The organism is Flavobacterium sp. H122 (assembly GCF_004959765.1).
Classification (GTDB): domain Bacteria; phylum Bacteroidota; class Bacteroidia; order Flavobacteriales; family Flavobacteriaceae; genus Flavobacterium.
The window spans coordinates 1-17,302 of sequence record NZ_SJZD01000011.1; the positions used below are offsets into that span (position 1 = coordinate 1).

General features: G+C 34.3%; 12 protein-coding genes and 1 pseudogene. 4 read left to right on the plus strand and 9 right to left on the minus strand.

What is annotated here, in order from left to right; genetic code table 11:
* Positions 1-396 precede the first annotated feature (396 nt).
* The gene (gene ychF, locus EZM65_RS13930; protein ID WP_136669169.1) at positions 397-1,491 is read left to right on the plus strand and encodes a redox-regulated ATPase YchF; all 1,095 of its coding nucleotides are present in this window, start codon (positions 397-399) and stop codon (positions 1,489-1,491) included.
* Between the two features lie 99 nt (positions 1,492-1,590).
* Complete coding sequence (locus EZM65_RS13935) at positions 1,591-2,268, plus strand: TIGR02117 family protein (protein WP_136669170.1); 678 nt, start codon at positions 1,591-1,593, stop codon at positions 2,266-2,268.
* A 19-nt stretch (positions 2,269-2,287) separates the two neighbouring features.
* On the opposite strand, the gene EZM65_RS13940 is transcribed toward EZM65_RS13935, so the two are convergent.
* Together EZM65_RS13940 and EZM65_RS13945 are read right to left on the minus strand one after the other, a co-directional pair.
* A complete protein-coding gene (locus tag EZM65_RS13940; protein WP_136669171.1) occupies positions 2,288-3,031 on the minus strand; it encodes a class I SAM-dependent methyltransferase in 744 nt (247 codons plus the stop codon).
* A gap of 54 nt (positions 3,032-3,085) precedes the next feature.
* Positions 3,086-5,776: a TonB-dependent receptor gene (locus EZM65_RS13945; protein ID WP_136669172.1), complete on the minus strand. Its 2,691-nt coding sequence runs from the start codon at positions 5,774-5,776 to the stop codon at positions 3,086-3,088.
* A gap of 227 nt (positions 5,777-6,003) precedes the next feature.
* On the opposite strand from EZM65_RS13945, the gene EZM65_RS13950 reads away from it, so the two are divergent.
* Positions 6,004-7,866 (plus strand): DNA topoisomerase IV subunit B, encoded by a 1,863-nt coding sequence (locus EZM65_RS13950; protein ID WP_136669173.1) that lies wholly within the window; start codon positions 6,004-6,006, stop codon positions 7,864-7,866.
* Between the two features lie 71 nt (positions 7,867-7,937).
* Entirely contained in the window at positions 7,938-10,649 is a 2,712-nt protein-coding gene (locus EZM65_RS13955; protein WP_136669174.1) for a DNA gyrase/topoisomerase IV subunit A, read from the plus strand.
* Between the two features lie 38 nt (positions 10,650-10,687).
* Here the strand turns inward: EZM65_RS13955 and EZM65_RS13960 are convergent, their stop codons facing one another.
* The 7 genes and pseudogenes from EZM65_RS13960 to EZM65_RS13990 all read right to left on the minus strand — a co-directional run bounded on the left by EZM65_RS13960 (position 10,688) and on the right by EZM65_RS13990 (position 17,286).
* Positions 10,688-11,428: an acyl-[acyl-carrier-protein] thioesterase gene (locus EZM65_RS13960; protein ID WP_136669175.1), complete on the minus strand. Its 741-nt coding sequence runs from the start codon at positions 11,426-11,428 to the stop codon at positions 10,688-10,690.
* 2 nt (positions 11,429-11,430) lie between these two features.
* Positions 11,431-12,363 (minus strand): tRNA (adenosine(37)-N6)-dimethylallyltransferase MiaA, encoded by a 933-nt coding sequence (miaA, locus tag EZM65_RS13965; RefSeq protein WP_136669176.1) that lies wholly within the window; start codon positions 12,361-12,363, stop codon positions 11,431-11,433.
* Between the two features lie 24 nt (positions 12,364-12,387).
* The gene (locus tag EZM65_RS13970) at positions 12,388-13,749 is read right to left on the minus strand and encodes an exonuclease domain-containing protein (RefSeq protein WP_136669177.1); all 1,362 of its coding nucleotides are present in this window, start codon (positions 13,747-13,749) and stop codon (positions 12,388-12,390) included.
* Positions 13,750-13,833: 84 nt separating this feature from the next.
* The gene (locus EZM65_RS13975; protein WP_136669178.1) at positions 13,834-14,511 is read right to left on the minus strand and encodes a YggS family pyridoxal phosphate-dependent enzyme; all 678 of its coding nucleotides are present in this window, start codon (positions 14,509-14,511) and stop codon (positions 13,834-13,836) included.
* 2 nt (positions 14,512-14,513) lie between these two features.
* Positions 14,514-15,011: a hypothetical protein gene (locus EZM65_RS13980; RefSeq protein WP_136669179.1), complete on the minus strand. Its 498-nt coding sequence runs from the start codon at positions 15,009-15,011 to the stop codon at positions 14,514-14,516.
* Between the two features lie 93 nt (positions 15,012-15,104).
* A pseudogene (locus EZM65_RS13985) lies at positions 15,105-16,321 on the minus strand (DUF1015 domain-containing protein).
* Between the two features lie 74 nt (positions 16,322-16,395).
* Positions 16,396-17,286, minus strand: coding sequence for a 3-hydroxyacyl-CoA dehydrogenase family protein (locus tag EZM65_RS13990; protein WP_136669180.1), 891 nt, complete (start codon positions 17,284-17,286; stop codon positions 16,396-16,398).
* Positions 17,287-17,302 lie beyond the last annotated feature (16 nt).

Consider the following 17,302-nt stretch of genomic DNA (forward strand, 5'->3'; position numbering starts at 1 on the left):
ATCCTCATCAGTAATGATGGGGATTTTTTGTTTATAAGTGTTTTGTGAAAGTTATTTTGTAAAATATACCTGAAGCCCATCGGGCTTCTTCCTCTTAATGTCACCCGAGTGAAGCGAACGGATGGGATAAATACTTAGTTGGAATAAAGCCTTTCAGATCTTTGAGAAACCCTATTCAGTAAGGAGTATTTTTTTGTTTTGGATAAATTTGAATTATTGAATTTCAAAATGAATTATTCTCTTTTATAGTAGTTTCTATGATTGTTTTTGGAATTGATTTATTTTAAGGCTGTTGTGAGATTGTTGATTCCTTATTATGTGGTTAAGGAGTTGGATTATGGATTAGCTTTTGAATGAGAAATAAGTTATATTTGCACTCTTTTAAAATAAAACTCAATGAAAGCAGGTATTGTAGGATTGCCAAACGTAGGAAAATCAACTTTATTTAATTGTTTGTCAAATGCTAAAGCACAGAGTGCTAATTTTCCATTCTGTACAATTGAACCTAATATTGGTGTTGTTAATGTTCCAGATCCTAGAATTAATCGTTTGGAAGAACTGGTAAAGCCGGAACGTGTTCAAATGGCTACTGTTGATATAGTAGATATTGCAGGTTTAGTTAAAGGAGCCAGTAAAGGGGAAGGTTTAGGAAATCAATTTCTGGGTAATATTAGAGAGTGTAATGCTATTATTCATGTTTTACGTTGTTTTGATAATGATAATATTGTGCACGTAGATGGAAATGTGAATCCAATTCGTGATAAAGAAACGATTGATATTGAGCTACAATTAAAAGACTTAGAAACTGTCGATAAACGTCTAGAAAAAGTAAACCGTGCAGCAAAAACTGGTAATAAAGAGGCGCAAGTTGAAAAAGCATTGTTAGATAGAATTCGTGAAGCATTAATGCAAGCTAAATCTGCTCGTACAGTAATTCCTCAAAATCAAGATGAGGAAGAATTGATGCAAGAATTCCAATTGATTACTACAAAACCAGTTTTATATGTTTGTAATGTTGATGAAGGTTCAGCGGTAAGTGGAAATAAATATGTTGATCAAGTTCGTGAGTTGGTTAAAGATGAGCAAGCAGAAGTTATAATTTTATCGGTAGGAGCTGAGGCAGATATTACAGAGCTAGAAAGCTATGAAGAGCGTCAGGTATTTTTAGAAGATATGGGATTAACAGAACCAGGTTCATCAGTGTTAATTCGTGCGGCTTATAAATTGTTAAATCTTCAAACGTATTTTACTGCGGGTGTAAAAGAAGTAAGAGCTTGGACAATTAATATTGGTGATACAGCACCTAAAGCAGCTGGTGTTATTCATACTGATTTCGAAAAAGGATTCATCCGTGCAGAAGTAATTGCTTTTGAAGATTATTCAAATTATGGTTCTGAAGGAAAAGTTAAAGAAGCTGGAAAATTACGTGTTGAAGGGAAAGAATATATAGTTAAAGATGGTGATGTAATGCATTTCAGATTTAATGTTTAATTAAGTCTTCCTATAGAAATATATTTAAGCGAAACCTTAAGGTTTCGCTTTTTTTGGCTCAATTTTTGATTTCATTTTAATAAAATTATTCTTGTAAAAATGAAACGGATAATCAAATTTATTTTAAAATCTTTTGCAGTTTTTATAGCACTGATATTATTTTATGTACTTTCTGCCTTTACACTTTCTAAAATTTCTGTTAATTCGAATACAGCAGCTGAAGGTCAAACTATTCCGGTGTATATACTTTCAAATGGTGTTCATACAGATATTGTAGTTCCGGTAAAAAACCATTTGTATGATTGGACACAAAAAGTGAAATTTGAAAATACTATTGCTAAAGATACTTCTGCTCAATTTCTTGCTTTCGGTTGGGGAGATAAAGGATTTTATTTAGAGACTCCCACATGGGCTGATTTAAAATTTTCAACAGCACTAAAGGCAGCAACCGGGTTTAGTGCTTCGGCTATTCATGCTACATTTTATAAAAGTCTGAAAGAAAATGATAATTGTAAGCGGATAATGATTTCTGAATCGGAATATATGGACTTAGTTGGTTTTATCTCTAATTCATTTGAACAGGATTTGGGTAATTTTCTGAAAATTGAAACAGATGCAGTTTACGGTAAAAATGATGCTTTTTATGAAGCTAAAGGCAGTTACAGTTTGTTTCATACCTGCAACACATGGACGAACAATGCTTTGAAAGCAGCAAATCAAAAAGCAGCATTATGGACTCCAACAGATACAGGAATTTTATATCATTATAAAAACTAAGTTTTTGTCTGAATGCTTTTTATTTTGTTGCTACAATGACAAAAGTGTCATAGGCGTAGGTTCTTTTGTCAATTATTTCAATTATGCTGAAGCCTTTGATTTTTAAAAAAAGTTCAATTTCATCAAGAGTAAAAACTCTGACAATAGAAATATCTTTTTTTAAATGTTTTTTTTTGTTATTGAGGGTTACATAATAATCTGCTTCCCATTGTAACAGGAAATTATCTTCTTCTAAAGGCGTCCAGTTTCCTATTCTTGAATATATGGTATCTTCTGCATTTGCAATATGTTGAATGTTTTTATTTTCTAATATATGTGGAATATATCTTGATGCGTCTATAAAATCAAAAATGTAAAATCCTTTTTTGTTTAAATTACTGCTGATAGAATCCAAAGTATTGTAAAGATCTTTATTTGAAATGATATAACTGGATGTTCTTCCTGTCATTATTATTGCATCAACTTTTTTTTCCAACTTAAAATTTCTCATGTCGCCATGAATAAATTTTATATTAGAACTTTTTTCTTCAGCAATTTTTATCATATCCAGACTATAATCCATACCCTGATAATTAATTGATGATAATAAGGAGAATCGATTAGCTAGATTTCCTGTACCACTGCCTATTTCAAGCACTGAATTGCAATTGTATTTTTTGAGGAGTTCGTTGTAAAAATTAAATTCGGCATCATAGTCGATAAATTTTTGATACATGATGTCAAAAATTTTTGCCATTTCTCCTTCGTATAATTCATATGCCATATTTTAAAAAATTAAAAAGGCAGCGGTTAAGCTGCCTTTGTTGATTCTTTTTATTTAGAATTTATAATTCAATGATAAATTAAACATTGAACCTAATTGACTGAAATGATAGCCATCGTAGGTCATTGTTGAATATCTTTGATTGAAAGTTATCAAATTTGATTGTGTTTTAGTTTGAGCAGGATCATTTAAGATTGCTCTACCTGCGTTATTCAAAGCAACAAATTTCCATTCCGGTAAAACATTTAAAATGTTATTAGCGTTAAATGCAATTGTTATTTTTTCATTGAAATTATAATTGATGCCTAAATCAGTAACTACTTTTGGTTTAAATTCGGTCTCTAAATTTAAATCAATACCGGCTTGTTGGAAGGTTGTTTTTCCAAACAAAGTGTTGTTTAATGTAAAGCCAAATTTACCGATATCATAACTAGTTCCTAAAATCCATTTGGTTTTTGGTCTGGAAGTAAATAATAGTCTTTCTTGAGTATTATCTATGATTGGAGTATTTTGTCCATTATATGTGAAAAGTGGTACAGCATTTCTTTTCTCATTTTTGAATGTATAATTTCCAGATAAATTAAATCCGAGTTTTCCAGAGGCTAATTCGATATCTTTATAGTTCATTACAACATCTAAACCTGAAGTCCTTGTATCCAAAGCATTTGTAAAAAATGATATAGTTCCCAGGCTTCCAGCATCTTGCTCGTCACTTAATACGATTCTATCATCAACTAAAATGTTATAATAGTCTAAAGTAGCACTGAATTTATTACTTGGTTTAAGACCTATTCCTAAAGTTAAGTTTTTGGATTTCTCTGCTTTTAATTGTTCAACACCAATTTGTCTTGCCTGTGGAGATACGTTGTTTACTAAACCACTCACTTGGATTCCTGAACCCGCTACGAAACTATATTGAGATTTTTGTGTGTAAATCTGATGTAATGAAGGGGCTCTGAATCCTGTTGAATATGAGGCTCTTAAAGTGATTTTATCGTCCATGAATTTATATCTTGAACTTAATTTCCAAACAGCTGTACTGCCAAAATCACTGTAGTTTTCAGCACGTAAAGTTCCGCTTACCTGAAAATCTTTAGTAGGGTCAAAATCAACTGCTACATATCCACCTAGATTGTATCTGTTCCATTTTCCAGAGTTTTCAGGTCGGTTTCCTGCAAAAGAGTCGGCACCCAAACCTTCCCATGATGCTTTGTCTCCTTCAAAAACGATAAAGTTTTCTGTACGGAATTCAGAACCTACACCAATACTCCAATGGTCATTCAAAATTTTATTAATGTCAATATTTCCAACGATATGATTGAAACTTGTTCCTCCGGGCTTAAAGCTGATAGGACTGTTTTCTAGATATACATTTTGGCCATTACTGTCTTGAATATCTGAACGGTTAAAAGAATTATTTACTCCATACTCCTGAGTATTACCACCAAAAGTTATACTTAAATCGGTGTTCCAGCCATTCTTTTTTGACTTTATACCTAAAGTACCATTGTAATCATTCAGGTCACCCTCAAAAGTAGGAACATACCCATCGTAGCCACTTGGTGTATTAGCAGGGAATAATTCAGATAAAAAAGGATAGTCTGCCAATGTTCTCCAGTATGGTGTTCTGTAATTGGCAAATGAATTTACTTTTTTGTATACATAAGCTCCGTTAAAGTAGAATTTTGAGTTTTCAGTGACATCAACTCCTCCGTTTAATTCAAATTTAGATGCAGCAGTTTCTGGTGATGCATTTATATTACCCGCATCCGGTCTTCTACCTAAAAATTCTCTGACATCATTAATATCAGCTCCAAAATCATTAGCTTCACCTTCTGCGTCTACTTTTCCAGGGCGATTAGCCATTTTAGTTTTTGAAAAATCAATAGTGTAATTTAAAAAGCCTTTGTCCTCAAAAATAGTTGTACCGTTATTAACGCTAACACCTATCATTTCTCCACCGCCTTCACCAGTGATTCCAGTTCTTATTGTTGCTGATCCTGAATTAGGCGAGCTTTTTAAAATAATGTTCATAACACCGGCAATCGCATCTGAGCCATATTGTGCAGAAGCACCGTCACGTAAAATTTCAACTCTTTCAATTGCGTCCTGAGGAATTGCAGAAATATCAGCGCCTGTTTCACCGCGTCCCGGAGAGGTTTGAGTGTATAATAAAGCACTCATGTTTTTTCTCTTCCCGTTAATTAATACTAGAGTTCTGCTTGGTCCCATGTTTCTGATTTCGTAAGGATCCAGTAAGGATGTAGCATCATTTACAGGAGTTTGGACAGTGTTGAATGAAGGAATTCTGTATTGTAAAGCCTTGTCGAAAGTTGCCTGGCCAGTTGACGCTAATTCTTTTGAAGATAGTAGGTCAATCGGCAGTGCTGTGGTAGTGTTGCTTCTTGGTGCTGATCTTGATCCTACAACTACTACTTCATCAAGGGATTTTGAATCCTCCTGAAGTGTAATATCCAATGTGTTTTCACCATCGTTTATGGTTACATCTTTGCTTGTAGTTTTATACCCTAAAAAAGAAAAAGTAATTTTATAAGTACCGTTTTCTAAATTAAGCATGTATTTTCCATCAAAATCAGTAGTTGTTGAATTTCCGTTGGAAAGATTAATGTTAACACCAGGTAAGCCTTGATTATTTTGGTCAATTACTTTACCGGTTAATTTACTTTGGGCTAATGACATATTACTGATAATTAACCCAAATAGAATGAATGCGATTTTTCTCATGTTTATTTGGTTAGTAGTTTATTTTGTAAATATCATAAAAAATATTTAATATTTTAACAAGTATTTAACTTTTGCTGTCAATTTTTTTTAATGGTGTTGAAAATATTATTGTCAATAACTTTATAGGAAGCCTGTTTCATATAAGCTTCATTTATTTTATATTAGCACCACTCGAGATTTTTATGGACTATAAAAATCAAACAGAACGAGATTAAATCGATTTTTATATGCTTGAGCAAAATCAATATACCGAAGACAATATACGCTCTCTCGACTGGAAGGAGCATATCCGTATGCGTCCCGGTATGTACATTGGTAAATTGGGTGACGGTTCGTCGCCTGATGACGGTATCTATATTCTACTAAAAGAAGTTCTTGACAACTGTATCGATGAGTTTGTTATGGGGTCCGGTAAAACCATTGAAGTAACCCTTAAAGACCGAATGGTTACAGTGCGTGACTACGGCCGGGGTATTCCACTAGGTAAAGTGGTCGATGTTGTGTCGAAGATGAATACCGGAGGTAAGTACGATTCAAAAGCCTTCAAAAAATCTGTTGGTTTAAATGGAGTTGGTACCAAAGCCGTGAATGCGCTTTCGGCTTTCTTTCGTGTAGAATCGGTGCGTGATGACCAACAAAAAGCAGCCGAGTTCTCCGCAGGTAATTTAACGCTTGAAGAAGAAATTATAACTACAACAAAACGCAAAGGAACAAAAGTTTCTTTTGTGGCCGATGATACTATTTTTAAGCACTACAAATATCGTAACGAGTACATCGTAAAAATGCTTAAAAACTATTGTTACCTGAATACAGGATTAACAATAATTTATAATGGCGAAAAGTTTTATTCTGATAACGGATTAAAAGATTTATTGGAAGAAACCATTTCAGAAGAAGATATGCAGTATCCTATCATTCACCTGCGTGGTGATGACATCGAAATTGCAATGACTCACAGTAAAACACAATATTCTGAAGAATACTATTCGTTTGTAAACGGACAAAATACAACGCAGGGAGGTACGCATTTAGGCGCTTTTCGTGAAGCTATTGTACGAACAATCAAGGAGTTTTACAATAAACCTTTCGAGGCTTCTGATATCCGTAAATCGATTGTTTCAGCAATTTCAGTTAAGGTTGAAGAACCGGTTTTCGAATCACAGACAAAAACCAAATTAGGTTCTACCGAAATGGGGCCTAACGCACCTACGGTACGTACGTTTGTAAACGATTTTATCAAAACGAATCTAGATAACTTTTTACATAAAAACCCTGAAGTTGCCGATTTATTGCTTCGTAAAATCCTTCAAGCGGAACGCGAGCGTAAAGAGCTTTCTGGAATTAGAAAATTAGCAAAAGAACGTGCTAAAAAAGCAAGTTTGCATAATAAAAAACTGCGTGATTGCCGTGTGCATTTAACTGATGCCAAAAACCCACGAAGTTTAGAAAGTACATTGTTTATTACTGAGGGAGATTCGGCTTCGGGTTCAATTACCAAATCACGTGATGTGAATACGCAGGCAGTATTTAGTTTGCGTGGTAAGCCCTTGAATACCTACGGAATGACAAAGAAAATTGTGTACGAAAACGAAGAGTTTAACTTGCTTCAGGCGGCATTGGATATCGAAGAAAGTATGGAAGATTTGCGTTACAACAATATCGTAATCGCTACCGATGCCGATGTCGATGGTATGCACATCCGTTTGTTGTTGATTACGTTTTTTCTGCAGTTTTTCCCTGAAATCATTAAAGAAGGACATTTGTATATTTTACAAACGCCATTGTTCCGTGTGCGTAACAAGAAAGAAACTATTTATTGTTACAGCGACGAAGAACGAAGAATGGCGATTGATAAATTAAAACCAAAGCCTGAAATCACACGATTCAAGGGATTAGGAGAAATTTCGCCTGATGAGTTCAAGCATTTTATTGGTGAGGATATTCGATTAGACCCTGTAATGTTGGACAAAGCGACTTCAATCGAAAAATTATTGGAATTCTATATGGGTAAAAATACGCCTGACCGTCAGGAGTTTATTATCAAGAATCTGAAAGTGGAGTTGGATACTGTGGAAGAATTAACAAATTAAGTTCACAGCTTACAGTTCACAGTTTACAGTTTTTCTGTTAACTGATAACTGTTAACCGTAAACATAACAAAATGAGTGAAGAAAACGAAAATATAAACGAAGAAGAATTAACGCCTCAAGACGAGAATTTATCTGAAGAAAACACTTCAGAGGAAGGTCATTTTGAAGGTGAACATTTTTACGACCACAACGAAGAAAACCCGGATGCTACCATTACTAAAGTAACTGGTATGTATAAGGATTGGTTCTTAGATTACGCTTCTTACGTAATCCTGGAACGTGCCGTACCCGCTATTGAAGACGGATTTAAACCGGTGCAGCGTCGTATCATGCATTCCATGAAAGAGTTGGATGACGGCCGTTACAACAAAGTAGCCAATGTGGTGGGACACACCATGCAGTATCACCCACACGGAGATGCGAGTATTGGTGATGCCATGGTGCAGATTGGTCAAAAAGATTTGCTGATCGACTGTCAGGGGAACTGGGGTAACATACTTACTGGTGACGGTGCTGCTGCATCGCGTTACATTGAAGCACGTATTTCAAAGTTTGGCCTTGAAGTTTTGTACTCACCTAAAATTACCGAATGGGGATTGTCCTATGACGGTCGTCGTGCTGAGCCTATCAACCTTCCAGTTAAATTTCCATTGTTGTTGGCTCAAGGTGGAGAAGGGATTGCAGTTGGTTTGTCAACTAAAATTTTGCCTCACAATTTCAATGAGCTGATTGATGCATCGATTAAGATTTTAAAGAACAAACCGTTTACTATATTCCCGGATTTTCCAACAGCTGGAATCGCCGATGTTTCTAATTACAATGATGGTATGCGTGGCGGACGCGTTCGTGTACGTGCTAAAATTTCGCAGTTAGACAAACAAACGTTGGTTATTACCCAAATTCCGTTTTCGACAAATACATCAACATTGATTGATAGTATTCTGAAAGCGAACGATAAAGGGAAAATCAAAATCAAAAAAATTGAAGACAATACAGCAGCCGAAGTTGAAATCCTAATTCATCTTCCGCCGGGAGTTTCTCCTGATAAATCGATTGATGCCTTGTATGCCTTTACGGCTTGTGAAACCTCTATTGCGCCTTTAGGCTGCGTGATTGAAGATAATAAGCCTTTGTTTATTGGTGTTTCAGAAATGTTGAAAATTTCAACCAATCGCACGGTTGATTTGCTTCGTCAGGAATTAGAGGTACAATTGGCCGAATTGGAAACCAAGTGGCATTTTTCAACCTTGGAAAAAATCTTCATCCGTGAAGAGATGTACATCGATTTCAAATTGTATGGCGACAGAGAATCGTTATATAAGTATTTATATAAAAGTTTCGAGCCTTTCAAAAAGCAGTTAATCAGAGAAATTGTTGATGAAGATTTGCAAAAACTGACGCAGATTCCAATGATTCGTATTACACGATTCGACTCGGATAAAGCTGATGAATTGATTGCAAAATTAGAAGATGAAATTACACAGGTTAAACATCATTTAGATAACCTGATTGAGTTTGCAATTGATTATTTTGCCAAACTGAAAGAGAAATATGGTAAAGGTCGCGAGCGTCAAACCGAAATCAGAAACTTTGATACAATTGAAGCTACAAAAGTAGTGTTGCGTAACACGAAACTGTATGTAAATAGAGAAGAAGGTTTCATGGGTACTGGTCTAAAGAAAGACGAGTACGTTGCCGATTGCAGTGATATTGACGATGTGATTTGTTTCCTTCGTGATGGTAAAATGATTATTACCAAAGTGGATGATAAAAAATTCATTGGGAAAGATATCATTCATATTGCGGTTTTTGATAAAAATGATAAGAGAACGATTTATAACATGATCTATCGTGACGGAAAGTCGGGTTCTTCATTTATCAAGCGTTTCAATGTTTCGGGAGTTACGCGTGACAAAGCTTATGATTTAACACAGGAAAAACCAGGATCACAGGTATTGTATTTTTCACATAATCCAAATGGTGAAGCTGAAGTGGTAACTATTTTACTGCGTCAGGTGGGGAGTGTCAAAAAGCTGAAATGGGATATGGATTTTGCAGAAATAGCAATTAAAGGACGTGCTTCTAAAGGAAATACGGTTTCAAAATATCCTATTAAGAAAATTGAACTAAAAGAGAAAGGAATTTCAACTTTGCGTCCGCGTAAAGTCTGGTTTGACGATACAGTGCAACGTTTGAATGTAGATGGAAGAGGAGAGTTGTTAGGAGAATTCCGTCCTAATGACCGTTTGCTAATCATTAATCAGTCTGGAAAATTGAAAACCATTATCCCGGAATTGACTACCCATTTTGATGAGGATATGATTATCCTTGAAAAATGGCATCCTAAAAAACCAATTTCGGCGATTTATTATGACGGGGAAAAAGAACGTTATTTCATCAAACGTTTCTTAGTTGAAAACGAAAATAAAGAAGAAATTTTCATAACCGAACATGAAAAATCACAATTGGAAATTGTTTCAACCGATTGGCGACCAGTAGCTGAAATTGTTTTTGCAAAGAGTAAAGGAGCTCAAAAAGAGAACCAAACCATCGATATGGAACAGTTCATAGCTGTGAAAGGAATCAAGGCATTAGGTAATCAATTAACCACTGATAAATTAAAACAAGTCAACTTGCTGGAATCGCTTCCTTATGAAGAACCAATAGAAGTAATTCCTGAAGAAATAGAAATAAACGAATCTTCTTCCGAGGAAGGGACAGAATTGACAGATTATAATATAACACTTGAAGATGATGGCCAAATCACTTTAAGTCTGGATTAAAAAAAGGGAAGCTTAGCTTCCCTTTTTTATTTATCTAATTATCCTTTTAAATGCAATTTCAATGCATAACAGGTCCTGTTGTTCCTTGTCACGGTAAATGCAATAGTGTTTTCATTTTGCAAAGAGTTGATTTCAATTTTATCGTGCAGATTCACTTCCTGTAAAAAATTAATTCCAAAAGATGTGATTTTTTGTTCAAAGACAATTTCGGGTTGTACTTCATCCAAACACCATTCTAAATATTTTACATTATTAGCATGATTAACAATATCAATATCTGAAAGCTTTACAATTCTATCTGTTATTTTTGGAGCATTGTGGAGAATAGAAACTTTATGTGTTCCTATGTTGGTTGCATTATTCGGGAAAATTTCAAAATGATCATGTGGCACAGCCAAATTTTCAGGTCTTCGTGTGTTGGTGTTAATTGCCACCCAAAAAGTTTCACAGCCTACAATCTTTTTTCCGCTCAGATACATTTCCATGCATCTGACAGATTGGTAATTCTCTATAGATTTAATCCAGGTTTTAATGACTACTTCATCCTGCCATTTAGGTAATTCAGTAATTTCAATTTGCATTCTGCTTAAAACCCAGGCTTGATGAAAAACCTGCATATCAGCATAACTTAATCCACCTGATTGTGCGTGAGAACCTGCGGTTAATTGTAAAAGATTGCACAAATCTGTATGTTTAAGAAAACCATTGGGTGTACAATTCAAAAAATTGATTTTATGTTTTTCTTCGAATAATGATGTGAAATCCGGTGAGATAGGCATTGTTAACTGATTTTTGATTTTATGTGGGCAATAATCTCATTATGATTTGTTTGATAATCAAACCAGATTGCATTTTCTGTACGTTTAAACCACGTCATTTGGCGTTTGGCAAAACGTCGGGTGTTCATTTTAATTTGTTCAATAGCCTCTTCCAAAGAAATTGTACCATCAAAATAATCAAATAATTCACGATAGCCTACTGTTTGTAAAGCATTCAAATTTTTGTGAGGATAAAGTGCTTTGGCTTCTCCTACAAGTCCTTCCTTGATCATAATATCCACGCGCATGTTTATTCGCTGATACATTATTTCCCTGTCGGCATCCAAACCAATCACTATAGGAGTGAAGTTGCGCTCATTTTTCCTTTTACCAATAAAACTCGAATACGGTTTCCCGGAACCGATGCAAACCTCTACAAAACGTTTCATTCGTTGTGGGTTTTGTAATGTCTGGGGATTCGTATTTTCTATTTTGGAATAGTATTCCGGGTCAAGATTTTTTAAATTTTCCTGAAGATATTCTATCCCGAGTTCATCGTAGTTGCGATTGATTTCTGTCCGTATTGTATCGTCAATATCCGGAAATTCATCAAAGCCTTTTAGAACTGCATCAACATACAAACCACTGCCTCCTACCATGATTTGAATAGGATTTGTTTGAAAAAGACCATTCAGTTTTGTCAGTGCCTCGGATTCAAAATCACCTACCGAATAACTTTCAAAAATAGATTTATTTTGAATAAAATGATGTGTGGCAGAAGCCAGTTCTTCTTTATTAGGAACAGCTGTACCAATGGTCATTTCATTAAAAAACTGACGACTGTCACAGGAAATAATATCACATTCAAAGTGTTGCGCCAATTTGATGCTTAAAGCAGTTTTTCCAATGGCTGTGGGGCCAATGATGGTTATTAATATGTTGGCAGGAGTATTCAGATTTTTAATTCTTAAGTTAATTAGTTAAAATTTAACTACTTTGAGTATTTTCTTTTTATTGATGAAATTCTGAATTATGTTTCTAGTGTCCCTATTATTTTGCATTGGAACAATAATGTTTTTCAGAATATCTATATTGTTAATTTGATAATTCAGATTGTAAAAGCAATAGCCTTTATAAATTCCGTTTTCTACCAAAATAGCACTTCGTTCCTCTAAATTTCGTCCTTTATCAATAATCATCATGCTTTCATTGTGAAATTGATGATTTTCAATGAATTCGTTAACTCGTTGGTTGTAGCTTTCAGATGTTTCTTTTTTTACACAAGCACCATAACATTGTTTAATGTCGTATTGAAAACATTCTTTTTTAGTATCGTATAAACCATTTATCTTTTGGCATAACTGATATTTTTCAGTGATTTTAAACAATGCATTTTTACCTTCCTGAGAAGTAGAAAAAGAAGTGATTTCTTTTTTGCGTCCATCAGCTTTTAAAACTTTTAATGCCAAATACCCATTTTCATCTTTTTCGGCATACAATGCCCATGGGAAAATGGTTTTACGCTGTGCCCGATTGTAAATAGGTTTGTTTATTTTAATTTCTTCGCTTTCTTTTAAAAGGGCGATTAACTCACTTCCGGTTTCTTCAAAGGTTACAGCATACACATCACGCTGTATTTTTTTGCTTTTATTTGAAGTACCTGTAAAATGCTGGTTGACACGTTTTTTAATGTTTCTGCTTTTACCGATGTAAATCAATTCTCCTTTTTCGTTGTGGATGTAATAGATACCGGTTCTGCTTGGGAGATTTTCAACAATATCAAGCAGTTTTGGTGCCATTCCCGATTTGATTTCAATTTTGATGAAGCTTTTTACAATAGTCTTTTCGAAATCTTTGGCTAAAAGCATCTTAAATAATTTCACCGTTGCCATCGCATCTCCGTTTGCACGATGACGGTCAGTTACTGGAATCCCCAAACTACGGACTAATTTTCCTAAACTATAAGATTGCTGGTCAGGAAGTAATTTTTTAGATAATTCTACAGTACAAAGTGTAGGTTTTTTAAAACTATAGCCTAAACGTTTAAATTCCGTTTGAATAACACGGTAGTCAAAAGAAGCATTGTGTGCTACAATTACACTTCCTTCGGTAATTTCTATGATTCGTTTGGCTATTTCATAGAATTTTGGGGCACTTCGTAACATGGCATTGTTGATGCCTGTTAGTTTTACCACAAATGGCTGGATAGGAATTTCAGGATTTACCAGACTGATAAATTGATCCACGACCTCCTGACCATCAAATTTATAGATGGCTATTTCGGTAATACCTTCTTCGTTGTATTGACCGCCGGTTGTTTCTATGTCGAGTATGCAGTAAATAATCTTTTTTTTTTAACCGCTAAGAGCGCAAGGTTTTCGCAAAGGTCGCAAAAAAAAACTTAGCGNGTGTGCTTTGCGGTTAGACTATCGAGTGCCAAATATACTACTTCCAACGCGAATCATTGTACTGCCACATTCAATAGCAGGTTGGTAATCCCCACTCATGCCCATTGAAATAGTAGTAAGTTGACAGTTTTCAGTTTTCAGCTCCTTATATTTGTCAAAAATAGCTTTTAAATTTTGGAATTCTTTTTTGATTTGGTCTTGATTTTCGGTAAAGGTTGCCATTCCCATTAAACCAGTAATTCTGATGTTTTTGAATTCATTGTCTGGACTCTGAGCGGCCTCGGAGAGTTGTTTTAGTATCTCTTCCAATTCTTTTTCATCCAAACCGAATTTACTTTCTTCTTCAGCAATATACACCTGTAACAAGCAATCTATGGTACGATTGTTTTTTGCAGCCTGTTTATTAATTTCCTGCAATAGCTTTAAACTGTCCACACCATGAATTAAACTTACAAACTGAGCCATGTATTTTACCTTATTGGTTTGTACATGCCCAATCATATGCCATTCGATATCTTTAGGCATTTGTTCCCATTTTTCAGTCATTTCCTGAATTTTGTTTTCACCAAAAATACGTTGACCTGCATTATAAGCCTCCATCAAGTCACTAACCGGTTTGGTTTTAGAAACCGCTACCAAGGTTACATGTGAGGGAAGGGACGATTTTATGTTGTTGAGGTTTTGAGATATTGACATAGTTAATCTTTTAAATAAAAATTTATAATTTCTTTGTTTTTTGCTTTTACCCAAGGAAAAACATCAAATAATAAAAGGTTTTTTAAATTTTTAGTTTTTGATAATTCATCAAAAGAATAATTAAATTCATCTTTTAATATATCATTCTTAGTGATTTGTTTTACTTTAATTTTGATATAAATAAATTTATCATTCGAATAGTAAAAATTACCAGTTCTTTTTTCAATCATCCCATTTTTATATTTTATAGATTCATTACAAATCGCTTTCATCAATTTTTGCTTGACTTGTGTATCGAAATAAAATATTATGTCTGATTTACCAATACCAGATGAGTAACCATTATATAATTTATACTTTTTATCAATGGAAAAATTGTATTTTTTTGAAGGAGTTTTTTTTAAACATATACTATCTATTCTATTGATTTTTTGTATCGTGTCATTTTGTGAAAAACAAAAAGTTGAAAATAATATTAGTGATAGAAAAAAGTTTTTCATCTTAAATTCTTTATGGGATTCATCGACTACGTTTGGAATGACAAATTTTCAAAAAGTCTTTCGTCTTTATGTCTTTTATCTTTCCTCTTATTTCTACAACTCATACACCAACAACCCACTTCTGAATTTAGGTTCTATGTAAGTTGATTTAGGAGGCATAATCAAGTTATTGTCGGCTAATAATTTAATTTCTTTGATATCAGAAGGATACAGCATAAAACCAACCTCAAACTCACCTTCATCAATCATTTCTTTCATGTGTATAATGGCTTGCTTTCCTGGAATATAATCAATTCGTTCGTCATTACGTAAATCACCAATACCTAGAATAGGGTGTAAAACGGTATCGTATAATATTTGGGCATCAAGGTTTTCTAAGATTCCTTTTCTGTTTTCCTTGTGTTTGTATTCCAATGCGTAAAAACGCCCGTCGAGATACATTCCAAATTCATTTTTATTTTTAGGCTGCCACAATTCTCTCTTTTTGTCTTTGATAACAAAATTAGTTGCCAGTAATTTGACAAACTCTTCTTTTGTATGACCATTCAAATCCTGAATTACCCTGTTGAACTCGTATATTTTTACATTGCTTTCGGCAATTAAAAAACTCATAAAATAGTTTAAATTTGGGTTTCCTGAATTTTTATCCTGATCAAATAACATTTCCGCAGAGGCAGAACGATGATGGCCATCAGCTATATATAAATCAGGAATAGCTTCAAAATGTTCGGTTAACAAGTTAATTTCTGTCTCAGTATCTATTTTCCAAAGTGTATGTTTCTCCTTATTGGTAGTAGCGAATTCATAAATTGGTCTGCTTTTTTTATGAATAGCAATAAACGTATTGATTTCTGTACTGTCAGGATAAGTTATCAAGACAGGTTCTGTATTAAAACCAGTTTGATGCAAATAATCTTTGAAAAGTTCTACACGGTATTGAAGCGTATCTTCATGTTTTTTGATGATATTTTTTTGTAATCCTCAATGGAAGTTCCCGCTATAATACCTGTAAACGTGTTGGTTTTCGTCTGGATCTCATAAAGGTAAAATATATCTTTTTCTTCTTTGATAAGCACATTTTCCTTTTTGAAATCATTGTATTTATGGGTTACACCTTTAAAGCGTTTATCGGCTGTTATTTTTTGTGAATGTGTATAAGCAGGATTAATAACGTGTAAAAATGAATAAGGATTATAACTCAGCCAAGCAGCTAACTCGGGAGAACTATAATCATCATACATTCTGCAGGTTACAAGTGCTACTTTATCAGATGCCGGACGAACTGCTTTAAAAGGGATAATTTTTGCCATTTATTAGTAATTAGTGAAAAGTGAAAAGTGATTAGCAAACATCATAAGACTATTTACTAATCACTAATTACTATTTACTTAGAAAATTGTTTAGAAACTTTCTCTGCTTTTTTGCTTTCAGAATAATCGTAGAAACCTTCTCCTGATTTTACACCAAGTTTACCGGCCATTACCATATTTACCAATAGCGGACATGGAGCATATTTAGGATTTTTGAATCCGTCATACATTACGTTTAGGATCGATAAACATACATCAAGTCCAATAAAGTCAGCTAATTGCAATGGTCCCATTGGGTGAGCCATTCCCAGCTTCATTACTGTGTCAATTTCGTAAACTCCGCCTACACCGTTGTATAATGTCTCGATAGCTTCGTTAATCATAGGCATTAAAATGCGGTTAGCTACGAAACCAGGGTAATCATTAACTTCTGTCGGGATTTTTCCTAATTTAACAGATAAATCCATGATGATTTTAGTCACTTCGTCAGAAGTGTTGTATCCACGGATGATTTCAACCAATTTCATAATTGGCACCGGATTCATGAAATGCATACCAATAACACGCTCAGGATGTACAACATTTGCAGCAATCTGAGTAATTGAAATTGAAGAAGTATTGGTAGCCAAAATCACATTATGGTCACAAGTATCACTCAATTGTTTGAAGATATTCATTTTTAACTGAACGTTTTCAGTTGCTGCTTCAACCACTAAATCACAGCCTACCACACCGTCTTTGATATCAGTATAGGTGATGATGTTTCCTATGGTTTTATGTTTATCCTCTTCGGTAATAGTACCTTTTGCTACCATACGGTCTAAGTTGGCCGCGATGGTTGCCATTCCTTTTTCAAGGGATTTTTCAGAGATATCAATTAGTTTTACGGTAAATCCTGATTGTGCAAAGGTATGGGCAATTCCGTTACCCATAGTTCCAGCACCTATAACAGCTATGTGTTTCATTATTAATTTATTTGTT